Source organism: Rhodopila sp., assembly GCF_035548235.1.
Classification (GTDB): Bacteria; Pseudomonadota; Alphaproteobacteria; order Acetobacterales; family Acetobacteraceae; genus Rhodopila.
The window spans coordinates 1-20,966 of sequence record NZ_DASZTJ010000037.1 but is presented as its reverse complement, the minus strand read 5'-3'; the positions used below and the strand labels follow the sequence as shown (position 1 = coordinate 20,966).

The window sequence follows — 20,966 nt, the reverse complement described above, 5'->3', positions numbered from 1 at the left end:
TGAAACCCGGCATATCCGCCGGGAAACAGCGTCAGCTCCGTCGCGTCCCCCAACAGGCGGCGCGCGTGGTCGGTCAGGCGCAGATACTGTTTCAGGCCGACGGCCACGCCGGGCGCACGCGGGCGCGGACAGTCGCGCAGGTCGTGCTTGCCGGTGGCGAGGAACACCGTTTCCGCCGTCATCTGCCGCTTGTCGGGCAGGGTGAGGGTCCATCCCGTTGGGGCGGGGACCAGCCGCCTGACCGCCACGCCGGACAGGAGCGTCGCGCCGGCCCGTTCCGCCGCCAGGCGCAAGGCCTGGTCGAAGGCCAGCCGCGACAGGCTCAGGGCGGAGAACGGCAGCGGCGCCTCGGCTTCCCGAACCCCATGGACCAGCCGCACCCGGCTGACGGGGACCGCGCCCAATCCCGCGACATCCACCCCGAGATCGCAGGCGCGGGCGATCGTGTCCGCACCCAGGAAATCGCCGCACACCCTGTCGGTCGGACCGGCCGTCCGCTCCAGCAGCACCGGGGCCTCACCGCTCCTGGCCAGCGTGATCGCAGCCGCGCAGCCGGCCGGGCCGGCGCCGATGATCAGGGACTGCCCACGCATAGCCGGAACGGGACATGCCAGCGGACATCGGCCTTTACCCCGGCCTGGAGCAGCAGTGCGTGCCACTCCCGGCTGACGAAGCCGCGCGCAATCGAGATCTGCCCGTCGGTGCGGACGAAGCGGTGCCAGCCCATGACCCGCGCGAGCAGCGGAAAGCCGAAATAGGGAAACCAGTGACGGTGCAGGTCGCTGACGAACCAGCCACGGACCGCATGGGCCGACTGCCAGGCCAGGAAGCGGACCACCGCGTCGTCACTCAGGTGGTGGGCGAACTGGCTGCTGATGAAGACGTCGATCGGCGCGTCCGGCTGGTAGGCGAAGGCGTCGCCGTTGATGAAGGTGATGCGCGCCTCGGCCGGCGTGGCGGCGGTCGCGGCGCGGGTCGCCCAGGGATTGAGGTCGATGCCGGTCAGCCGCGCGTTCGGGAAGCGCTTGCGGATGGCACGCAGGCAGTCGCCATGGCCGCAGGCGATGTCGAGCAGCGAAAACGCCTCCTCCGGTGCCGCATGTCGCGCCAGCCAGGCCAAGGTGGGCCGGTGCGTCCCGGTCACTGCGTTGACCCGCGACAGGTCGCGCAGGCAGCGCGCATAGTCGTCGTAGTCGACGCATTGCGTGTCCATCGCCTCCTCCTGCGTGCTGCGCGTCTTCAGGCTCATGGCCGGGCGAAGGCGAAGCTCTCGACGCTGAGACCCGGGCCGAACGCCATGCCGAGGCCGCTGCCGCGCGCGTCGGGATCGCGGAGGATCGCATCCAGGACGAACATCAGCGTGGCGGAGGACATGTTGCCGTGCCGGCGCAGGACGTCCCGGGAATACCGCAGCGCCTCGGGCGGCAAGGCCAGTCCTTGCTGCACCGCGTCCAGGATCGATCGGCCGCCGGCGTGCACCGCGAACAGCGTCGGCGCGTCCTCGGGCACCAGCGCCTGGCCGTGATCGGGCAGCCAGCGGCGGATCCGGCCGGGGACCTGGCCGGAGAGGTGCATCTCGAACCCTTGGTCGCGGATATGCCAGGTGATCAGTTCCGCGCTGCGGGGGATCACGGTCGCGCGGAACCGGCCGAGGGCCAGGCCTTGCGGTTCCGTGGTGACCAGCGCCGCGGAGGCGCCATCGGCGAACAGCAGGAAGCTCAGCATCCGCGGGACGTCCTGGAACCGCTCCTGCAAATGCAGGCTGCAGAGTTCGAGGTTCACCACCAGCACGCGGGCGTCCGCGTCCGCGCGGACAATGTCGTTGGCGAGTTTCAGCGCATTGACGGCGGCGAAGCAGCCCATGAAGCCGACGATGGTGCGCTGCGTGCCGTCAGGCAGCCCGGCGGCCCGCATGATCTGGAAATCGAGGCCCGGCGCGGTGAAGCCGGTGCAACTGGCGACGATCAGATGCGTCACGCCATCGGCATCCAGCCGTCGGACCGCCCGCATCGCGAGTTCCAGGGCATGCGGCTCATACAGCCCCATCCGCGCGGCGGTGGAGGGAAACGCGCCGCGCCGGTAGAAGCCGGTGGCGTCGAGGACCTTGTCGCGCGGTTTCGGCCCCGGCTCGAAGATGGCGTAGCGATGTTCGATATCCGCCAGTGCCGCCATGCGCATGAACAGCGCACGGTGATACGGGTCGGTGATCGTATCGTGCCCGAACTCGACAAAGGCGTCGTGGATGTCGTGCGGCGGGACGGCGGTGGCGGTGCGGTTGATCCAGGCTTGCGTCACGAGCTGTCCTTTTGGGGCTGTCCCTTGCCGGGCCAACGCTGGATGTAAGGACGGGGGGCGGTTTCGCCAGGGCAGTGAATATTGCGATTGGCAACCGTTGAGACCAAGGGTGGCCGATCAGGCGCCGGTGATCATCCGCAAGTCCACCGCCTCGCCCATCGCCAGGTAACCCGCTCGGTTTGGATGCAGCCGGTCACCGGGGCCGCCGATGGAGGAGTTCGGCTGGAAGGCGGCCTTCATCTCGCCCGTGGCGGGATCCGTGGTGGCCGCGTCGAAATCCGCCACGCTATCGAAAATACCGGCGGAGCGGATGAACTGGTTGTAGGCTTTGCGCTTGGCATCGATCGCCGGCGTTCCGTAATCGCCGTTGGTGCTCTTCAGGGCCGAGGGCAGGGTCGCCATGACGATCCGCACGCCGGGAATCCCGGCGCGCAGGCGCTTCACGACGTCGCGCACGCCGGCCTCCACCGCACCCGGCTCCACGCCGCCGGTGCCGAAATCGTTGATGCCCTCCAGCCAGATCACCGCCCCGACATTGGCCAGGCTGATCACGTCTCGATCGAGCCGGTCCATCGCCGCCGGGCCTCCGGCGAACGGCCGAACGGCGTAATCCACCGGGCCGACCACGCGATTGCCGCCGATGCCGGCGTTCACCACGGCGAACTTGTCTCCGTAGGCCGCATGCAGCCGGCGGGAGAACACGTCAGGCCAGCGGTCGTTGCCGTTGAGGGTGGAGGCGGTCCCGTCGGTGAGGGAATCGCCGAACGCAACGATCGCCTTGGTGCCGGGCAGTGCCGTCATCTCCACCGCGTCGAGGAAATACCAGGACGTCGTGGAATAGGGATACGCATCCTCGGCTTCCGTCTTGGTGACCGCACCGGCATGCGGCTGGCTGATATAGGAGGTGGTCAGCGCCTTGGCGTGCCAGGTCATCGGGCCTGTTTCGCCGACGACGTGGACGGAGACGGCCAGCCTGCGTCCCTTGAGCATCGGCGCGGCGGGGGTGCTGACGAAGGTCAGCGTCACCGGGTCGCTGACCGTGTCCCTGCCGGGCGGGATGGTGACCAGGGACTTGCCGCCGAACGTCACCGGCCGGTTGGTGCTGGGCATCAGCGTGGCGCTGTCCTGCTGCAGGCCGCAATAGACGTGGTCGAACGTGACGGGCTTCGCACCGAAGACGTTCGACAGCCGGATGCGCGCCTGCCTGCCCCAGATGTCGGGCCTGAGGATCAGGCGAAAAGACTGATCCACGGCACCTTTGTCGGGGTCCGGAAAGGCGAATCGCAGCTCCGGCTGCGCGGTGGCGTTGCCGGTCGGATAGGGCCCCTGCACCGAGGCCGTCCAGGCGGCGACGAAATATGGTGCGGGCGCCGCTTCCGCATCGACGGACATCGCGGCAGCGGTTGCGATCGTGAGGGCGCCGAGTTCGCGGCGGGTCGGCATGGACGGTCTCCTGACGGCCGCGCCCAAGGCTGAAGCCGCATCGATGGCAACGTGGCAGCGTTGGGATGGGGCGGCAAGGCCGTGTGCCTCATCGCTGTTTATTTGACTCTGTCAAGTATCTTCGTCCACCCTGTCCCCAGGGAGGAACACGCATGGCAGTCTACGACCCGCTCCTGGCGGCCGTCGAAGCGGTACGGCACTTCAACCGGTTCTACACGAACCGGATCGGCCTTCTGGCGGAAGGGCTTCTGAACAGCCCGTTCTCGATCACCGAGGCGCGCGTCCTGTACGAACTCGCGAACCGCGACGGGTTGACGGCCACGGAGATCGGCCGCGATCTCGGCCTCGACGCCGGCTATCTCAGCCGCATCCTGAAAGCCTTCGCACGCCAAAGGCTGGTCGCGCGGCGTACGTCGGATCGCGATGCCCGGCAACGCGTCCTGACACTGACGGCGGCTGGGCATGAGGCGTTCACGCCGCTGAACGAAGGTTCACGCGCGCAGATCGGCGAGATGCTGCGAGAGTTCGGCGAAACGGATCGGGAGGCGCTCGTCGCGGCGATGCGGACGATCGAGCGCGTCCTCGGGAAGGATGGTCCGGCCAGCGACGGCACGTTGTCCCTGCGGCCACCGCGGTTGGGAGACATCGGATGGATCATCCACCGCCAGGCGCTGCTCTACCAGCGGGAATACGGCTGGAACCAGGAATTCGAAGTGCTGCTGGCGGAGATTTTCGCCGCGATGATGAAGGACTTCACGCCGGACCGGGACGCCGGCTGGGTGGTGGAACTGGACGGCCGGATCGTCGGATCGGTCTTCGTCGTCAGGCAATCCGAAACGGTCGCGAAACTGCGGCTTCTCTACATCGAACCTGAAGCCCGCGGACGCGGGTTGGGGCGCCGTCTCGTCATGGATTGCATCGCCTTTGCCCGCGCCCGCGGTTATCGCCGTCTGACGCTCTGGACCAACGACGTGCTGGTCCCGGCCCGCCGGATCTACGCCGCAGCCGGCTTCCGCCTGACATCCGCTGAACCCGTGCATGCGTTCGGCCACGACATGGTCAGCGAGACCTGGGACCTCGACCTCTGACCGCGCGGCACCGCTGGTCCTTCCGGTCTTGGCTGGGTTACGCTTCGTGTATCGATGGGCAGGAGGCCACGCATGCCGGCAGATCGCGTCGTTGTCACCGGGGGTCTTGTTCTCGCCGCGGGCGCCCCCGATGCCCGCCCCGCCGATATCGTCCTGGAAGGCGATACGATCGTCGCCATCGTCGCGCCGCACCAGGCGCAGGCCGAGCGGACGATCGATGCCGGCGGGCGGTTGATCATTCCGGGACTGATCAATGCCCATACGCATGGCCATGGCGGCCTGGGCAAGGGCATCGGTGATCGGCTGTCGCTGGAGTTGTTGCTGAACGCCAACAACTGGATCCAGGGCGGCCGCACCGGCGAGGACCGGTATCTTTCCACGCTGCTGAGCGGGATCGAAATGATCCGGAAGGGGTGCACCGCCTGCATCGACCTGACCTCCATCATGCCCGTGCCGTCGGTGGAGGCCCTGGAAGAGGTCGCCCGTGCCTATGACGACCTTGGCATGCGCGCGGTCATCGCGCCGATGCTGGCCGATCGCAGCTTCTACCAGGCCATCCCCGGCCTGATGGACGAGTTTCCGGGTGAATTGCGGCCGATCGCCGAGGCCTTTCGGACCGCGACGGCAGAGGCCGCGCTGGAGCCGATGCGCGCCGCGGCGAAGACTTGGCGGCATCCGCGCGACAGGATCCGGCTGGGCATGGCGCCCACGATCCCGCTGCATTGTTCCGAGGCGCTGCTGACCGGGTGCCGCGACCTCGCCAAGGAATACGGCATGGTGCTGCAGACCCACCTGGCGGAATCGCCGGTGCAGCGCACCGCCGCGGAACGGCGCTATGGCACGACGCTGACTGGACACCTGGCGACGCTGGGTCTGATCGGGCCGGGCTTCAGCGGCGCGCATGCAGTGTGGCTGGACCAGCGGGAAATGGAGACGATCGCCCGTCTCGGTGGCGCCCTGGCGCACAATCCCGGCTCCAACCTGCGGCTTGGCAACGGCATCGCCGATATGCGCCGAGCGGTCGCGGCCGGTGTGACGGTGGGGGTGGGGACGGATGGGTCGTCGTCATCCGACAATCAGAACATGTTCGAGGCGATGCGGCTCGCGGCTTTCCTGTCGCGTATCTACGATCGTCCGGCCGCTGAATGGTTCAGCGCGATCGAGGCCCTGGCGCTCGCGACCGAAGGCAGCGCCGCGGTGCTGGGCATGGCCGACATCATCGGCAAGATCGCGCCGGGGTACAAGGCCGATCTCGTGTTCCTCGACCTGGACCATGTCAACCTCGTGCCGCTGAACAATGCCCCGCAGCATCTGGTGAATGCCGAGGACGGGGCGGCGGTGCGCGACGTGATGATCGGCGGCCGTTTCGTGCTGAAGGACCGTGAACTGCCGGGGATCGACTGGCCGTCCATCGCCGCCAAGGCCCGGGCCGCGGCCTCGCGGCTGGCGGAGGCCAATGCCCCGGCACGCGCGGCGGCGGAGCGACTGGCGCCGGTGGTCGATCATTTCTGCGTCGGGTTGGGCCGCTGCGCCCACCATCTGCCGCGGCGGCTGATGGCGATGTGACGCCGCCCGTGCGCTAGTCCTGTTTGTCGCCCGCCGTCTTATCGTCCGCCGTGTCGCGGAAATAGGGCTCGACCGAACCTGATGCCTTCATCGTCATCGGGTTGCCGCGCCGGTCCAGCGTCTTGCCGACGGCGACCCGGATCCAGCCCTCGCTGACGCAGTATTCCTCGACATTCGTCCGTTCCTGTCCCTTGAACCGGATGCCGACGCCGCGGCGCAGCAGCGCCTCGTTGTAATACGGGCTGGCCGGGTTGGTGGACAGGCGGTCGGGCGGGACGTCGTCGGACATATGGGCACCTAGCATGATTTGCTGCCCCGATAGCCGAGGCGACCTGCTGCTGTCCAATTGGGTCCCTTCGATCGGGCCGGCATGGCGCTTTTCCGGGTCCTGTGCTGATCTTGCGGCAACAACGGGGGAGGAACCACGAGAATGGCAACCTATGTCCTGCTGCATGGCGCCTACCAGGGCGGCTGGATCTGGCAGCGCGTGACGCCGCATCTGCTGGCCGCCGGGCATCGCGTCTTTACGCCGACGCTGGATGGCTGCGCCGAACGCAGGCACCAGTTGCGGCCGGGCATCGACACCGAGAGCCAGGCGGCCGAAATCGCCGAGATGCTGTTCTTCGAGGACCTGCGCGACATCGTCCTGGTCGGCACCAGTTGCGGCGGGATGGTCGCCGCCCGCGTGGCCGAAACCGCTCGGGACCGGATCGGCCGCATCGTCATGGCCGACGCGCTGGCCCTGTTCGACGGCGAAACGGTCGCCGATCACGTCAAGCGGCCGACGGCAATCACGGACGAGGTGGGCACCGGTCCGTCGCGGGAGGACGCGGCCAGCCGGATGTTCGTTTCGCTGGACGCACCGACCAAGGAATGGGCGTTGGCGCGATACACCCCGCATCCGGTCGCGGCGATGGCGGCGCCGGTGAAACTCTCCAGCTTCTGGCAGCAGGATTGGGACGCATCGGTCATCTGGTGCAAGCAGAGCGTCAACCCGCCGGTTGCCCATCAACGGCGTGCGGCCGAGACGCTGAAGGCGAAATGGTACGAACTGGATACCGGGCACTATCCGATGCTGACGGAACCGAAGGCGCTGGCGGCGCTGATGATGCGAGGGTAGGGGAAGCGCCCTCGGTCTTGCCGCGATGCCGGACGAGGGCCACACTCTCTCAGGGAGGATCAGATCATGCTGACCGTCGCACCGACCGACGCCGTCCTGGGCGCCACGATCACCGGCGTGGATCTGTCGAAGCCGCTGTCGGACCCTGATTTCGGCCGCATCCTGCTGGCGCTGGGCGATCATGGAGTGCTGCGGTTCCCGGACCAGCACCTGGATCTGGGCGACTTGAAACGGTTCTCGGAACTGTTCGGGGAAATCCAGGGCAACCCGATCAGTGCGCTCGACCCGAACCGCCCGTATCCCGAGGTCGGGATCCTGTCCAACATCAAGGAGAACGGCGCCTATATCGGCCTGCCGGACGCCGGCCAGGACTGGCACACGGACATGACCTATCGCGACGTCATGGGGTTCGTGAACGTCCTTTACGGCATCCGCATCCCGCGCCGGGATGGCGTGCCGCTGGGCGGCACCGAATTCGCCAACATGCATGCGGCGTACGACGCGCTGCCGCAGGACGTGAAGACGCGGCTCGACGGCATGACCGTCACCCATGATTTCGAGAAATTCTGGGAACACATGCGCCAGCACAAGAACTCCGGCCGGCCGGCGATGACGGATGAGCAGCGGCGGCGGCGTCCGCCGGTGACGCATCCGCTGTTCCTGCTGCATCCGATCACGCAGCGGAAAGTGCTTTACTGCAACGAAGGCTATGCAGTCCGGATCAACGAACTGCCCCAGGCCGAGAGTGACGCGACACTGGACTACCTGTTCCGGTTCCAACTGGAACAGCGCTTCCGCTACACGCATCACTGGAACGAAAACGACCTGCTGATCTGGGACCATCTCGGCACGATCCATCGCGCCATCGCGGATTATGGGCCGGATGAGATCAGGCTGATGCGGCGCTGCCAGGTGATGGCGACGAAAGTGTTCGATCCGGACTTCCTGCGCCCCGCGCGCGCCCTGCAGATGGCTTGAAAGGACGACACCATGCGCTGGGTCCGCTTCACCCATGACGGCGTCACGGCTTACGGTTCGCTGGCCGGCGACACGATCTCGGAAATCCAGGGTGAACCTTGGGGGACGGCCACGCCGACCGGACGCAAACTACCCCTGTCGGCGGTGAAGCTGGAAGTACCGGTCATCCCGCGCACCTTCTATTGCGCCGGCATCAACTATGCCGCCCATATCCGCGAGATGGCGCATAAGCGCGGCGTGGAGCCGGTGTTCCCCGAGAAGGCCGATATCGGCTACCGCGCCAACAACGCCCTGATCGCCGATGGGGAGACGGTGGTGATCCCGGCCCATGCACCCCCCAAGGTCAATTACGAGGGCGAACTGGTCGTGGTGATCGGCAAGCAGGCCAAGCATCTGAGCGAGGCCGACGCCATGTCCTGCGTGTTCGGCTACACCATCGGCAACGACGTCAGCGAGCGCACCTGGCAGCGCGGCGACCGGACGTTCTGGCGAGGCAAGAACACAGACACGTTCAAGCCGATGGGGCCGTGGATCGAGACCGATGTGAATCTGGATACGATGGAAACGATCGTCCGGGTCAATGGCAAGGAAGACCTGCGTTTCAAGACCAACGACATGATCTTCGGCATCGCGCACTACATCAGCGTGATGACGAAGTACATGACGCTGTATCCGGGCGACGTGATCTGGATGGGCACGGACGGCACCTCGCCCGATCTGGTGGACGGCGATGTCGTGGAAGTCGAGCTGACGGGCATCGGCGTGCTGCGCAACCCGTTCGCGAAGGCTGTGGCCTGATTCCCGCTGCCGGTTTCGCCTGCTGCGAGGAGGTCGTACAGTCCCGCGGTGGGAGGCCCACGGGAGACATCGAGCATGAGCGATTTCGAACTCGTCTGGGATTCGCGCTGCGGGGTGGCGGAATCCCCCGTCTGGGACGCGCCGAACCGGCGGTTGCTGTTCGCAGACATCAACGGCAGGCGGATCAACGCCTTGTCGGTCGACAGCGGCGATCGGACATCCTGGGACTTTCCGGAGGTCGTCGGCAGTTTCGGCCTGTGCCGGTCCGGCCGCCTGGTGGTGGCGCAGCGCCATCACATCGTGGTGTTCGATCCGGTTTCGACTGAATTGCGGCGGCTGACCGATGCGGTGGACGAACCGCCGACCAACCGGCTGAACGACGGGAAGGTCGGGCCGGATGGCGCGTTCTGGGTCGGCAGCATGGACGAGAACTCGCCCCGGCAGAAGATCGGCGCGCTGTACCGCGTCACTCCCGACGGGCGCATCACCAAGGAGGCGGACGGGATCGCCGTCTCGAACGGTCTCGCGTGGTCGGCCGATGGACGGACGATGTACCACTCGGATTCGACCGCCGCCATCGTCCAGGCGTGGGATTTCGACCCGGTGAGCGGCGGGCGATCGCGGCATCGTATCCTGGCGACATTGGCCAACGAGGACGGACGCCCGGACGGGGCCGCCACGGACATGGACGGGAATTACTGGTCCTGCGGCCCTTCGGCGGGGGTGATCAATTGCTTCAGCCCGGAAGGGAAATTGCTGCGGAAATGGCCGTTTCCGGTGCCGGGTCCGACGATGCCATGCTTCGCCGGCGACCGGCTGTATGTAACCTCGCTGCGTGAGGGCAAGTCAGCCGAGGTCCTGGCTGCTCACCCCACGCTAGGCGGGTTGTTCCGTGCCGCGGCGCCCGCCGTCGGGGCGCCGGTCGGCCTGTTCGCCGATCAGTAACCGGGGCGGTACGGGGGCGGCGGAGGCGGATAGTTCGAATAGGCCGGCGGTGGCCGCTGCGGCGTCGTGGCCGCGCCGCCGACGGCGCCCACCGCTCCGCCGATCAGGGCGCCAGCAGCAGCGCCTCGCCCGCCGCCGGCGAGGCCGCCGATCGCAGCCCCCGCGCCGGCCCCCAGCAGCCCGCCACCGACGGCGCGTTGGCCGGGGCTGTAGGGGTCGGTACAGGCGCCCAATGTCAGGGCTGCCCCCATCAGCAGGGCGGTGGGAGTTAACAGACGTCTCATTTGGTCTTGCCTCGCTACATCAGATTGGATGACGTACCGAACCTAATAAAAATGGCAAACGCGAGGCAGGCATATTCCGAACTATCAATGGAATGAAAAGTATTCGGCCGGGCACCGTTCACGAAATCGCGCGCAGCGTCGGCCGTTCGGGCCTGAGATCCGTTCGCCCCAGGTGCGACAGGAAGACCGAGCAGAAGCGTTCGGCCGTGTTTTCCGCCACCTTGTCGAACAGCGTCTGCCAACGGAGCTGCCGTTCTCCCAGGCTCATGGACAACCCCGCATGCATGGCCGCCGCGATTTCATCCGAGTCATAGGGGTTGACGAGCAGGGCCTCCGTCATCTCCTCGGCCGCACCGGCGAAACGAGACAGGATCAGCACGCCCGGGTCCTGCGGGTCCTGGGCCGCAACGTACTCCTTGGCCACCAGGTTCATGCCGTCGCGCAGCGGCGTGACGACCGCGAGCCGCGCCAGGCGGAAGAATCCCGCCAGCGTGTCGCGCTTGACCGCCCGCGTCATGTAGCGCAGGGGCGTCCAGTCGAATTCCGAATAGCGGCCGTTTATGTCGCCGACGATCCGATCCAGCTCCCGCCGCAAGCGTTGATAGGCGCCTTGCTCTTCCCGGGAGCGGGCGGCGATCTGCAGAAACGTCAGATGCCGCCTATGCTGCGGGTAACTGTGGAAAAACCGGCCCACGGCCTCGAACCGATTGGCCAGGCCCTTGGAATAATCCAGCCGGTCCACGCCGATCGCGAGGTTGCTGCGGCCGAGGCTTTCGCGGAGCATCCGAGCCTCGGGCCCGCGAGCGGTATCGTCGGCGAGCTGGGCGAAGCCGGTGGCGTCGATGCCGATCGGATCGACGATGGCGCAGACGGGCCGGCCGTTGAACATGAAGCGCCCGTCCTTGTCGGCCGAGACATCGAGCGTTTCCGCCAGGCATTCCAGGAACGCCCGTCGATAGCTTCTGGTGTGGAAGCCGATGACATCATAGGTGGCGAGGTCGGTCAGCAGCTCATTCGCACGCGGCAGCGCGAGGAATGTCGAAGGCGGCACGAATGGGGTATGCAGGAAGAAGCCGATACGATTGCGTACGCCCAAGGCGCGCAGCTCGGTGGCCAGCGGGATGAGGTGGTAATCGTGCACCCAGATCATGTCGTCCGGCCGCAGCAGCGGGAACAATGCGGCGGCGAATTGTTGGTTTACATGCCTGTATCCCTCATAGTCGCTCGATTGGAACTCCAGCAGGCCAAGGCGCGAATGCAGCAGCGGCCAGAGTGCGCCGTTGGAAAAATTGACATAGAACGATTGGTAATCCGCATCGGTCAGATCGACCGTCGCATAGGTTATGCCTTCGGACCGCTGAACATGCGTGACGGCGCTGCCGCGCGCGGAACGGCGCCCGCTCCAGCCGAACCAAAGCGATCCCGGGATCAATGCATCAGCAAGCGCCACCGCCAGTCCGCCCGCACGGGCGGCACGTTCGTTCGGCAGCGGCACACGATTAGAAACGATAACAAGTCGTGACATTCTTAAATCTCCCGCTGCCCGTCCTTAACACCTCAACGGCCTCGATGACCGTCCGTCGCCTCCATCATGTCACTTCAGCGTGACTGAAGCTGATTTTCGGTCACTTAGGCAAAAAGGTCCACAGTCCCGCCGCAAAAAAGACCAATCCGGCTACACATCTGGCGATGCAAACAAGGCCGAGGAAGCAACAGACCATGCGCATTGCTCAAGTCGCCCCGCTGACCGAATCCGTTCCGCCCCGTACCTATGGAGGAACGGAGCGAGTCGTTTCGTATCTGACGGAAGAGTTGGTCAGGATGGGCCACGAGGTGACGCTTTTCGCCAGTGGCGATTCGATGACGGAAGCAGATTTGGAGGCGATCTGGCCGTGCGCCCTGCGGTTCGACGCGACCTTGCGCGACGGGATGGCGCCGATCATGCTGCAGCTGGAACGCTTGATCCAGCGTGCCCACGAATTCGATATCCTGCACTGCCATCTGGACTATTGGCCGTTCAGCCTGCTGAGCCGACAGGCCACGCCGCACATGACGACATTGCACGGGCGGCTGGACCTGCCCGAACTGACGCGGATTTTCGAGATTTTCCCCGACGTGCCGGTCGTCTCGATCTCGGACTCGCAGCGGCGGCCTTTGTCGGATGCCAATTTCATCGGCACCGTGCATCACGGCCTGCCGCCGTCATTGCTGACGCCGCAGGGCGGCCCGCGCGATTATCTTGCGTTCCTGGGCCGCATCTGCCCCGAGAAGTCGCCCGACAGAGCCATCCGCATCGCGCGGGCGGCGGGCAAGAAGCTCAAGATCGCCGCCAAGATCGATCGCGTCGACCGGGCCTATTTCGAAACGCAGATCCGCCCGATGATCGACGGCGAGCAGATCGAGCTGATCGGCGAGATCACCGACGCCGAGAAGCCCGACTTCCTCAGTCATGCCGAGGCGTTGCTGCTGCCGATCGACTGGCCCGAACCGTTCGGCCTGGTGATGATCGAGGCGATGGCGTGCGGCACCCCCACGATCGCATTCCCCGCCGGGTCGGTGCCGGAGGTGATCGACCACGGCGTCACCGGCTTCATCGTGCCTGACGAAGCGCAAGCCGTGGCGGCGCTCAACCACCTGGAGGTGTTTTCCCAGGATCGTATCCGCGACGTGTTCGAGGCCCGGTTCACGGCCCGGCGGATGGCTGAGGATTACCTGGCGCTGTATCGCCGCATCGCCCTGCGGACCCGGCCGGCGCTGCGGGTCGTGACCTGACGCGCCGGACCTAACCGCCGGCGGGGGCCTTGCCTCCCGCTTCATATTGTCGGGGCTGGTCATTCCGGCGGGTTTCGGCTTCTCTTTCGTCCGTCGACGGAGGGAACGGATGGCGTTGGAACAATCATTTGCCGGCAAAGTCGCGCTGGTCACCGGCGCCGGGAAGAATATTGGCCGGCGGATCGCGCTGGACCTTGCGGCGCGCGGTGCCTCGGTCGTGGTGAACGGGCGTGGAGACCGGGCGGCCGTGGAGACCGTCGTCGGCGAGATCAACCAGGCGGGCGGACAGGCCATCGGGCTGCTGGCCGATGTCTCCGACCAGGCGGCGACGTTGAAGATGGTCGCCGATGCGGTGGCGGCGTTCGGCGGGATCGACGTCCTGGTCAGCAATGCCGGGCTGCGGCGGCAGACGCCGTTCCTGGAGATGGGCCTGGCCGAGTGGCGGGAGATCCTGTCGGTGGCGCTGGACGGCGCCTTCATCCTGGCGAAGGCGGCGGTGCCGCACATGATCGGCCGGGGCGGCGGGGCGATCGTGGCGCTGTCCGGAATTTCCACTCATGTCGGGACGCTGAACCGATGCCATGTCTCGGCGTCGAAGGCGGGGCTGGAAGGGCTGATGCGCGCCCTGGCCATCGAGTTGGCACCGCACGGCATCACCTGCAACTGCGTGGCGCCGGGGGCGGTGGACACGGTGCGGGGCGCCTCGGCGGGGGTGCTGCCCAGTGCGCTGGCGGATAAAGGCGTACCCCTGGGGCGGAAAGCGACGGTGGAGGAGATTTCCGGCGCAGTGCGGTACCTGGCGGGGCCGGAGGGACGCTACATCACCGGGCAAACCTTGCACGTGAACGGCGGTGTCTTCCTGACCTGACGCCAGGCCCCGTCAGCGCAACGCCTTCAGCCGCGCGGGGACCTGGGCGATCGAGTCCAGGTCCACGTTGGCGAAGGCCAGCCGTAGGTGCCGGTCCTGGCCCGGTCCGAAGAACGGACCGACCAGCGACAGCAGGCCGCATTCGGTCGCCAGCTTCTCGCCGGCCGTCATGGCGTCGGCCTGGCTCTCGGGGATGCGGACATAAGCGAAATACGTCCCCAGCGCGTCGATCCGCCAGTCCGGAAGCTGACCCACCCCTTCGCGGAAGACCCGAGCGCGTTCGGCGATAACGGCGCGGTTGGCCGCTTTCCAGTCGTGGAGGTTGTCGATCGCCCAGGTCAGGCCCGGCAGCGGGCCACGCGGGGGGCAGATCTGCATCGTGTCCAGCACCTTGTTCAGTTCCGCGCGCACACGGGGGCCGCAGGCCATGGCGCCGACCCGGTGGCCGGCGACGCAATAGGCTTTCGAGAACGAGTAGAGGTGGATGATATAGTCGCCCCAATCGGGGTCCTGGAACAGCCTGTGCGGCGGCAGCGCGGCGTCCGGCAGGAAGTCGCGATAGGACTCGTCGAGGATCAGCCACAGGCCGCGCCGGCGGCAGAGATCGGCAAAACGGTGCAGGGTCTCGGGCGGGTAGACCGCGCCGGTCGGGTTGTTCGGGCTGATCAGCACGATGGCACGGGTCCGGTCGGTGATCAGGTCGGCGGCGAGGTCGGGGTCGGGGACGAACCCATCCTCCGCCCGACAGGGCAGGGGCAACGCCTCCAGTCCCTGCATGGTCAGCGCCATGGCGTTGTTGAAATACCAGGGGACGGGCAGCATCACCTGGTCGCCGGTCCCGCAGAGCACGGTGATCGCCATGGTGAACGCCAGGTTGGCGCCTGATGTGATCGCGACGTCGGCCGCGATCAGGTCGGCGCCATAGACGCGGTTCATGTCCGCGGCCAGCGCGGACCGCAGCGCCTCATCGCCGTCGATCGTGCCGTAGCGGGCCTGGATCGGGGACGTCGCGCCCTCGGCCAGCCGCGCGGCTAGCTCCGGATGTGTCGGATAGCCCGGCACCGCCTGCGTCAGGTCGATGGTCGCCCCCGCCCGTCCGTCATACCTCGTAGCCCAGGCCTTGGCCGTGGGGATCGGCGCGGCGAAGGTGTTGCGGATGCGAGGGGAAAGCGGTGGCGGGGTCATCCCCCCAAGTTAGCGGGCGGATCGCGGCGCCGTGAAGAGGGAACCGCTTGGTCCGGGCCTGGAGCGGGACTTTCCAGGCCCGGACGTCGGGCGGTCACGCCGCGTGCAGCAGGTCCAGCGCGCCCTCGTAGACCTCCATGTTCTTGCCGAAGGAGATCGCCGCGGCCTGCACGCCGCAAACCAGGTGCATCCAGCGCCATGGTTCGCGGGTGTTGTGGAATTCCTCGACGATGGACTGATGGTGCTTGAAGGCGTGCATCTCGGTGAAGCTGTCGTGGCAGACGATCTCCGCCAGACGCGCGATCAGCACCTTGGGGTCGTAGCCCAGGGCCACCCATTGCTGGGCGAGGTTCACGCTGTCCTTCACCTCGGGCACCGCGATCATCTTGCCCAGGTTCGACACCTTCGACCAATCGGTCGGCGGCTGGGTGAAGATGCTCTGGGTGATGGCCTCCAGCAGTTCCTCCTGGGAGCGGTGCGGCAGCTTCGCCACCGCTTCCATGTCGGGCTGCGGCCAGGGCTCCATCCGGTACTGGGTCGACTTGATCTCGGGACCGGTCTGCCAGTGCAGCAACACCAGCAGCTTGTTCTTGACGCTGAGCCCGTCGAGCCTCAGCAGCCAGCGACGCAGATTGGCGCTGGTGTGCAGATGGACGTCCATCGGGTTGCCGGTCTGGGAGCGCATGAACAACCCGGCTGCGCCGATCGACAACGCCTCCCCGGCACCTTCCAGCGACAGGCCGTCGGCGATGGCCTGAGTCAGGATGCGCGGAATTTCGGTATATTTGTCGCAGCCGCAGATCGCCTCGCCGACCTTGCCGATCGTATCGGTTTCGTCATCGCCGGTGCGTTGACGCAGGATGCGGGTCAGCAGCCCGTGCTGTTCGATCAGCGCATGGATTTCCGGCACAGCACGGAAGGTCGGGAAGCGCGCGACATAGCGAACCGCCGGGCGCATCAGGACTTTCAGGTGTTCCTTGTCATAGGTCTCGAGATACCGCCACAGCGCGGCCGGATAGATGAAGTAGTGGTCGTCCAGCGCGTTCTTCGGGATCGCCACGCTCATGAGCAGGTCGAAGGCCTCTATCGGCGGGACGTTGTCCCAGAGCCAGAGGAAGAGGTGGTCGGCCTTGTTGCTCTCGCCGCGGTCGACGGCCTTCAGGAAGGCGGCCTTGGTCGCCTCGATGCCTGCTTCCGTCACCACGTCGCCGGCGCCGTCGGCGGCCATGTCGTCAAGCCGGCTGACCGAGGCGTGGGCGGCGTCGAGCGCCTTGAATTCCAGGAGTTGGTACGGGCCGGTGACCGGATCGTTGATGTGTTTGTTGGCCAGCGCCACATGTTGAAGGACCGGGAGGAAGCGCTCTTCGCCTTCCAGGCGTTCGACCAGCTTGGAGACGGCATAGAGGCCGGCGACCGGGTGGAGCGGGCCGCCATGATGGCCGGGCGGGAGGTCGGAGGAGCGGGTGACGGCGAGGGCGGAGGCCTTCAGCATTTGCTGGATGGGGACGCCGGCGCGGAGTTTTTCCAGCGTGCGGTCGATGATTTCGCTGCGGGGGGTTTCTTCGATGAACTGGACCAGCGGCTCTATCGAATCAGGATATCGGACACGTGTATACATAATCGTCCTTTCGTTTCTTTTGAGTCGACGGGGTTGTGTGGAAAATGCGAGGTGCGGGGCGCTGCCAACGGCGCCTGGACGGCGCGGCCATCGATCCGGTGAGGGCACGGGAGAGGCGGCACGGCAATCTCCTTCGCAGAGCGGAGATCGTCCGACCGAACCCACCCCCTGTCAACCTTTCGGCCGGGATTCGGACACGATTCGTGCGGAATTTGCCCGTTTGGCATGATGTCCTTGCCAGATTGGGCCGGTCGTGGTCCAAGCCCGACGATCATGCTCGCTTACGGGATTCGCTGATGTCCGCGCCCTTGCCTGATCCGGCCGAGACGGCCGAACGTATCCTGATCCTCGACTTCGGCAGCCAGGTGACGCAGTTGATCGCGCGCCGGTTACGCGAGTCCGGCGTCTATTGCGAGATCTGGCCGTTCAGCGCCGATCCTGATCGGATCGCCGCCTGGGCGCCCAAGGGGATCATCCTGTCCGGCGGTCCGGCGTCGGTGCATGAAGCGGCGTCGCCGCTGGCGCCCCCGCTGGTGTTCGACATGGGTGTCCCGGTGCTGGGCATCTGCTATGGCGAGCAGTTGCTGTGCCAGCAACTGGGCGGGGTGGTCGAACCGTCCGACCAACGGGAGTTCGGCCGAGCCTATGTGGACGTGAAGGACGAGTGCGCGCTGTTCAGGGGCGTGTGGGAAAAAGGCGCGCGCGAGCAGGTCTGGATGAGCCACGGCGACCGGGTGACCGCGTTGCCGCCGGGGTTCCGGGTGGTCGGCACCTCGGAGGGGGCGCCGTTCGCCGCCATTGCCGACGACGCGCGCCGGTTCTATGGCGTGCAATTCCATCCCGAGGTCGTGCATACGCCGCATGGCGCACAACTGCTGCGCAACTTCACCCATGACGTCGTCGGCCTGTCCGGTGCGTGGACCATGGCCGGTTTCAGGCAGACGGAGATCGCGCGGATCCGAGCCCAGGTGGGACAGGGGCGGGTGATCTGCGGGTTGTCGGGCGGGGTAGATTCCTCGGTCGCGGCGGTACTGATCCATGAGGCGATCGGCGAGCAACTGACCTGCATCTTCGTCGACCACGGCCTGTTGCGGCAGGGCGAGGCGGAGGAGGTGGTGGCGACGTTCCGTGACCGGTTCAACATCAAGCTGGTGCATCGTGACGCGTCCGATCTGTTCCTGGCTGCGCTGGATGGGGTGACGGATCCCGAGACGAAACGAAAGACGATCGGCCGCCTGTTCATCGAGGTTTTCGAGGAGGAGGCGTCGCGGCTTGGTGGCGCCGACTACCTGGCTCAGGGCACGTTGTATCCGGATGTGATCGAAAGCGTGTCATTCACCGGCGGGCCATCCGTTACGATCAAGTCGCACCATAATGTCGGTGGCCTGCCGGAACGGATGAGGATGAAACTGGTCGAGCCGCTGCGCGAGCTGTTCAAGGACGAGGTACGCGTGCTGGGACGTGAACTTGGGTTGCCTGAAACGATCGTCGGGCGGCATCCGTTCCCGGGACCGGGCCTGGCGATCCGGATCCCGGGGGCGGTGACGCGGGAGAAGGCGGACCTGCTGCGCCGGGTGGACGCGATCTATCTGGAGGAGATCCGCTCGGCCGGGCTTTATGATGCAATCTGGCAGGCCTTCGCGGTGCTGTTGCCAGTGCGGACGGTTGGCGTGATGGGGGACGGGCGGACTTATGACATGGCCTGCGCGCTGCGGGCGGTCACCAGCACGGACGGGATGACGGCGGATGTCTATTCGTTCGACATGGGGTTCCTGACGCGGGTGGCCGGGCGGATCGTGAATGAGGTGCGGGGGGTTAATCGGGTTACGTACGATATTACCAGTAAGCCGCCTGGGACGATCGAGTGGGAGTGAGGGTGCGGGGTACTGTGGAGGGTTTTAGAGGGAAATAGAGTAGGAAAAATAGAGGGTTACGGGATAGCTTGGTGACGTCGTGTGGTCGATTGTCAATTGAGCTTGTGTCCTCAGTAAGCTGTTGATTTTTCGAGAACTCGTTTCGGCGGGTGAGAAGCGAGCCGCAGGCAGCAAAACATCCTGACGGTAGTTTTGACGGTGGTCGCCGATCCGCCATGTTACGTGCCAATTAGTTCTATTAAGCCAAATGAATGGCCGCTTTTGACTCTTGGCTGACAGCGGTAAGGCCCGCTTGCAGGGGGATGTCGGAACCTGAGTTGCGCGGAGCAGACCGAGTATCACGGATCGGCTTGACAAGGTATGGTTGCGTCTGAAAAGCTGTGGACCGCATTTGTAGCTCAAGGGGCAGAGCAGCCGCCTTTATGAAGCCTTGGCTTTCTCAGAGCGGGTGATGTGCGTTCGAAACGCGCCAAATGCACCAGGATTTGGAAACAGAATGACGCTTTACCTCGCGCGGAGCCGTCCAAGAAGCGCGTTCAAAAATCTGCTTGGCAATGCCAATCACCTTATTATTACCGCCTTGGTTGGGCTCGACGCTGTCGAACGGGGTGTTGTGCGCGAGGTGCCTGAAGATTTGAGGGCCGCATGGTCCCCGAAGGACGCGATCAGCTCTGCCAAGCGAAGCCGACGATTAATATTAGATATGGCGTTGATCAGGGCGATTGACGCAGTCGATGTCTATCTTCGCGATGCTGTGCGCAAACCCGCAATTGTACAGTCAGCAGATTTCCGCAGAGACTTAGACTCTGCGGGTCTGAGCATCTTTCAGAAGCTTCAAGCTGTTGAGCGCAACTGCGCAAACCTCGATAACCTTCCGCTGGCGATAATATTCTTGATGGTAGCGTGGCGAAACCGCAGCGCTCATTCCGAATCGGATCGGGATGCGCCGCAGCATCATCTCGGTGTCTTGCGATCTAACGCGAAGGAACTTGCGGATAGATTCCGTGGCCTCGACGCCGATATGCTCCTCGGTGGGTATGAGGCAGTGCGGCCGACAACTTTCAAAGAGGTTGCGTCACTGATTAACGCTGCCCATCACCTCGTGGCAGAGCTCGACTCGCGGCTTTTGGCATCTCTGGATGTCGAGCGTTATCTGAAGGACGTCGTCTGGGCGTCGTTGGGCGATAGCCAAAAACCGAAAGAGCTAATTGAGAAAACTAGAAAGCGGCGGGCTGTAAGCGTCTGGGGTAGAGATCCGAACGACCGAGGTGATGCCGTCTTGCGGCTGCTTAACCAGCAAGGATTTTCGACGATCGCTGCCAAAGAATTTGCCGGAGCGGTGGTCCCTGCAGCACTCATCACGACACTCCATGAGCAAACTCCGAAATCAATTCTGAATTGGGCATATGTGTCGGACTAGGCACCATGAGCCGAGCGTTACACTCAGTACGATAGGAATTTCTGACGGTACCTCCGACGGTAGTTTCTCCTCGGAGAGTAAGGCCAAACAGACTACCGTAATATTTTGCCGCTAGGCCTGAGGGGAGTTGGTAGGTCTGCCTGACTCAGACCTAATGGATTTAGAGGGGCGCGACGAAAATTACTATTCCGTAATTGCAAGAAGACATAGAGAAATGAAAATTTGATATGTCCAAATCTGTGTCTATAGGTCGGTCTGCGGACAGCTTTTCCAGATCCAAAGCGTGTGCCTCGGCTGCCGCATCGGGCTTAATTCCTCGACATCGTCTGCAATGGATTCCAACTTCGGTGCGCCTTGCTCACGAGTACTGTTATTTTCTGCACGATCGGTGCGTACAGATGCTAGTTGAGTACGAGCAGGCCAAAGCTCATCTTGTAAATTTCAAGTTCGTCAACGCCAAAGAGGCGGCTCAGTTTGAGGCTATCGCCGACGCTGAGGACTCGGTCACGGCGTTAAGAAAATTGGGCCGACTGAAGGAAGCTAGAAGGGTCGTCATCAACACCACCACACTTGGGATGGTGTCGGATTGTATACACCATATCTTTGAAGCGCTCCGTTGCATGGAGCGCCGCAAGGTGATCGTAACGTTCAACCTCTTACGAAAACCCCTGACCGATAACCTGATCTTCCTGTCTTGGATGCTGGGCGATGA

At 65.1% G+C, this 20,966-nt stretch carries 20 protein-coding genes and 1 tRNA gene; 12 read left to right on the top strand and 9 right to left on the bottom strand.

Features of this window, described 5'->3' with window-relative positions; genetic code table 11:
• The 4 genes from VHB27_RS03010 to VHB27_RS02995 form a co-directional block, all read right to left on the bottom strand.
• The coding region (locus VHB27_RS03010) for an NAD(P)/FAD-dependent oxidoreductase (protein ID WP_325597443.1) at nt 1-593 on the bottom strand (593 nt) is incomplete at its 3' end.
• A complete protein-coding gene (locus VHB27_RS03005; RefSeq protein ID WP_325597442.1) occupies nt 575-1,249 on the bottom strand; it encodes a methyltransferase domain-containing protein in 675 nt (224 codons plus the stop codon). The genes VHB27_RS03010 and VHB27_RS03005, both read right to left, overlap by 19 nt.
• A complete protein-coding gene (locus tag VHB27_RS03000) occupies nt 1,246-2,295 on the bottom strand; it encodes a type III polyketide synthase (RefSeq protein ID WP_325597441.1) in 1,050 nt (349 codons plus the stop codon). Before VHB27_RS03000 ends, VHB27_RS03005 begins: the two co-directional genes overlap by 4 nt.
• A 117-nt stretch (nt 2,296-2,412) precedes the next feature.
• Entirely contained in the window at nt 2,413-3,738 is a 1,326-nt protein-coding gene (locus VHB27_RS02995; protein ID WP_325597440.1) for a GDSL-type esterase/lipase family protein, read from the bottom strand.
• Nucleotides 3,739-3,890: 152 nt separating this feature from the next.
• Here VHB27_RS02995 and VHB27_RS02990 point away from each other — a divergent pair, with 152 nt between their 5' ends.
• Nucleotides 3,891-4,826, top strand: a complete 936-nt coding sequence (locus VHB27_RS02990; RefSeq protein WP_325597439.1) for a bifunctional helix-turn-helix transcriptional regulator/GNAT family N-acetyltransferase — start codon at nt 3,891-3,893, stop codon at nt 4,824-4,826.
• A gap of 72 nt (nt 4,827-4,898) precedes the next feature.
• Nucleotides 4,899-6,392 carry an amidohydrolase family protein gene (locus VHB27_RS02985; RefSeq protein ID WP_325597438.1) on the top strand — a complete coding sequence of 498 codons (1,494 nt, stop codon included), beginning with the start codon at nt 4,899-4,901 and terminating at the stop codon, nt 6,390-6,392.
• 13 nt (nt 6,393-6,405) lie between these two features.
• On the opposite strand, the gene VHB27_RS02980 is transcribed toward VHB27_RS02985, so the two are convergent.
• The gene (locus tag VHB27_RS02980) at nt 6,406-6,681 is read right to left on the bottom strand and encodes a DUF3297 family protein (protein WP_325597437.1); all 276 of its coding nucleotides are present in this window, start codon (nt 6,679-6,681) and stop codon (nt 6,406-6,408) included.
• Between the two features lie 141 nt (nt 6,682-6,822).
• Between VHB27_RS02980 and VHB27_RS02975 the strand changes: the two genes are divergently transcribed.
• The 4 genes from VHB27_RS02975 (at nt 6,823) to VHB27_RS02960 (ending at nt 10,233) form a co-directional block, all read left to right on the top strand.
• Nucleotides 6,823-7,512 carry an alpha/beta fold hydrolase gene (locus VHB27_RS02975; RefSeq protein WP_325597436.1) on the top strand — a complete coding sequence of 230 codons (690 nt, stop codon included), beginning with the start codon at nt 6,823-6,825 and terminating at the stop codon, nt 7,510-7,512.
• Between the two features lie 66 nt (nt 7,513-7,578).
• Nucleotides 7,579-8,490: a TauD/TfdA dioxygenase family protein gene (locus tag VHB27_RS02970; protein ID WP_325597435.1), complete on the top strand. Its 912-nt coding sequence runs from the start codon at nt 7,579-7,581 to the stop codon at nt 8,488-8,490.
• 12 nt (nt 8,491-8,502) lie between these two features.
• Entirely contained in the window at nt 8,503-9,288 is a 786-nt protein-coding gene (locus tag VHB27_RS02965; protein ID WP_325597434.1) for a fumarylacetoacetate hydrolase family protein, read from the top strand.
• 75 nt (nt 9,289-9,363) lie between these two features.
• A complete protein-coding gene (locus VHB27_RS02960; protein WP_325597433.1) occupies nt 9,364-10,233 on the top strand; it encodes an SMP-30/gluconolactonase/LRE family protein in 870 nt (289 codons plus the stop codon).
• Here VHB27_RS02960 and VHB27_RS02955 read toward each other — a convergent pair.
• On the bottom strand, nt 10,227-10,517 hold the full coding sequence (locus tag VHB27_RS02955; protein WP_325597432.1) for a cell envelope biogenesis protein OmpA: 291 nt from the start codon (nt 10,515-10,517) through the stop codon (nt 10,227-10,229). The two genes, VHB27_RS02960 and VHB27_RS02955, sit on opposite strands and share 7 nt — an antisense overlap.
• A gap of 118 nt (nt 10,518-10,635) precedes the next feature.
• The gene (locus VHB27_RS02950) at nt 10,636-12,042 is read right to left on the bottom strand and encodes an alpha,alpha-trehalose-phosphate synthase (UDP-forming) (RefSeq protein ID WP_325597431.1); all 1,407 of its coding nucleotides are present in this window, start codon (nt 12,040-12,042) and stop codon (nt 10,636-10,638) included.
• 194 nt (nt 12,043-12,236) lie between these two features.
• On the opposite strand from VHB27_RS02950, the gene VHB27_RS02945 reads away from it, so the two are divergent.
• On the top strand, nt 12,237-13,289 hold the full coding sequence (locus VHB27_RS02945) for a glycosyltransferase family 4 protein (RefSeq protein ID WP_325597430.1): 1,053 nt from the start codon (nt 12,237-12,239) through the stop codon (nt 13,287-13,289).
• A gap of 109 nt (nt 13,290-13,398) precedes the next feature.
• Nucleotides 13,399-14,157, top strand: coding sequence for an SDR family NAD(P)-dependent oxidoreductase (locus VHB27_RS02940; protein ID WP_325597429.1), 759 nt, complete (start codon nt 13,399-13,401; stop codon nt 14,155-14,157).
• A gap of 12 nt (nt 14,158-14,169) precedes the next feature.
• Here the strand turns inward: VHB27_RS02940 and VHB27_RS02935 are convergent, their stop codons facing one another.
• Both VHB27_RS02935 and VHB27_RS02930 read right to left on the bottom strand, forming a co-directional pair.
• Nucleotides 14,170-15,342 carry an aminotransferase gene (locus VHB27_RS02935; RefSeq protein WP_325597428.1) on the bottom strand — a complete coding sequence of 391 codons (1,173 nt, stop codon included), beginning with the start codon at nt 15,340-15,342 and terminating at the stop codon, nt 14,170-14,172.
• Between the two features lie 94 nt (nt 15,343-15,436).
• Nucleotides 15,437-16,960, bottom strand: coding sequence for a hypothetical protein (locus VHB27_RS02930; protein WP_325597427.1), 1,524 nt, complete (start codon nt 16,958-16,960; stop codon nt 15,437-15,439).
• Nucleotides 16,961-17,256: 296 nt separating this feature from the next.
• Between VHB27_RS02930 and guaA the strand changes: the two genes are divergently transcribed.
• The 4 genes from guaA to VHB27_RS02910 form a co-directional block, all read left to right on the top strand.
• A complete protein-coding gene (gene guaA / locus VHB27_RS02925; protein WP_325597426.1) occupies nt 17,257-18,834 on the top strand; it encodes a glutamine-hydrolyzing GMP synthase in 1,578 nt (525 codons plus the stop codon).
• A 387-nt stretch (nt 18,835-19,221) separates the two neighbouring features.
• A tRNA-OTHER gene (locus VHB27_RS02920) sits at nt 19,222-19,315 on the top strand.
• 15 nt (nt 19,316-19,330) lie between these two features.
• The gene (locus VHB27_RS02915) at nt 19,331-20,254 is read left to right on the top strand and encodes a hypothetical protein (protein WP_325597425.1); all 924 of its coding nucleotides are present in this window, start codon (nt 19,331-19,333) and stop codon (nt 20,252-20,254) included.
• Between the two features lie 398 nt (nt 20,255-20,652).
• On the top strand, nt 20,653-20,966 hold a 314-nt coding region (locus VHB27_RS02910), incomplete at its 3' end, for a hypothetical protein (RefSeq protein ID WP_325597424.1).

Bases quoted from the DNA above. Each gene is read 5' to 3' on its own strand.
- VHB27_RS03005 (WP_325597442.1), bottom strand. From the start codon at position 1,249: ATGAGCCTGAAGACGCGCAGCACGCAGGAGGAGGCGATGGACACGCAA.
- VHB27_RS02995 (WP_325597440.1), bottom strand. From the start codon at position 3,738: ATGCCGACCCGCCGCGAACTCGGCGCCCTCACGATCGCAACCGCTGCC.
- VHB27_RS02990 (WP_325597439.1), top strand. From the start codon at position 3,891: ATGGCAGTCTACGACCCGCTCCTGGCGGCCGTCGAAGCGGTACGGCAC.
- VHB27_RS02985 (WP_325597438.1), top strand. From the start codon at position 4,899: ATGCCGGCAGATCGCGTCGTTGTCACCGGGGGTCTTGTTCTCGCCGCG.
- VHB27_RS02980 (WP_325597437.1), bottom strand. From the start codon at position 6,681: ATGTCCGACGACGTCCCGCCCGACCGCCTGTCCACCAACCCGGCCAGC.
- VHB27_RS02975 (WP_325597436.1), top strand. From the start codon at position 6,823: ATGGCAACCTATGTCCTGCTGCATGGCGCCTACCAGGGCGGCTGGATC.
- VHB27_RS02970 (WP_325597435.1), top strand. From the start codon at position 7,579: ATGCTGACCGTCGCACCGACCGACGCCGTCCTGGGCGCCACGATCACC.
- VHB27_RS02965 (WP_325597434.1), top strand. From the start codon at position 8,503: ATGCGCTGGGTCCGCTTCACCCATGACGGCGTCACGGCTTACGGTTCG.
- VHB27_RS02960 (WP_325597433.1), top strand. From the start codon at position 9,364: ATGAGCGATTTCGAACTCGTCTGGGATTCGCGCTGCGGGGTGGCGGAA.
- VHB27_RS02955 (WP_325597432.1), bottom strand. From the start codon at position 10,517: ATGAGACGTCTGTTAACTCCCACCGCCCTGCTGATGGGGGCAGCCCTG.
- VHB27_RS02950 (WP_325597431.1), bottom strand. From the start codon at position 12,042: ATGTCACGACTTGTTATCGTTTCTAATCGTGTGCCGCTGCCGAACGAA.
- VHB27_RS02945 (WP_325597430.1), top strand. From the start codon at position 12,237: ATGCGCATTGCTCAAGTCGCCCCGCTGACCGAATCCGTTCCGCCCCGT.
- VHB27_RS02940 (WP_325597429.1), top strand. From the start codon at position 13,399: ATGGCGTTGGAACAATCATTTGCCGGCAAAGTCGCGCTGGTCACCGGC.
- VHB27_RS02935 (WP_325597428.1), bottom strand. From the start codon at position 15,342: ATGACCCCGCCACCGCTTTCCCCTCGCATCCGCAACACCTTCGCCGCG.
- VHB27_RS02930 (WP_325597427.1), bottom strand. From the start codon at position 16,960: ATGTATACACGTGTCCGATATCCTGATTCGATAGAGCCGCTGGTCCAG.
- guaA (WP_325597426.1), top strand. From the start codon at position 17,257: ATGTCCGCGCCCTTGCCTGATCCGGCCGAGACGGCCGAACGTATCCTG.
- VHB27_RS02915 (WP_325597425.1), top strand. From the start codon at position 19,331: ATGACGCTTTACCTCGCGCGGAGCCGTCCAAGAAGCGCGTTCAAAAAT.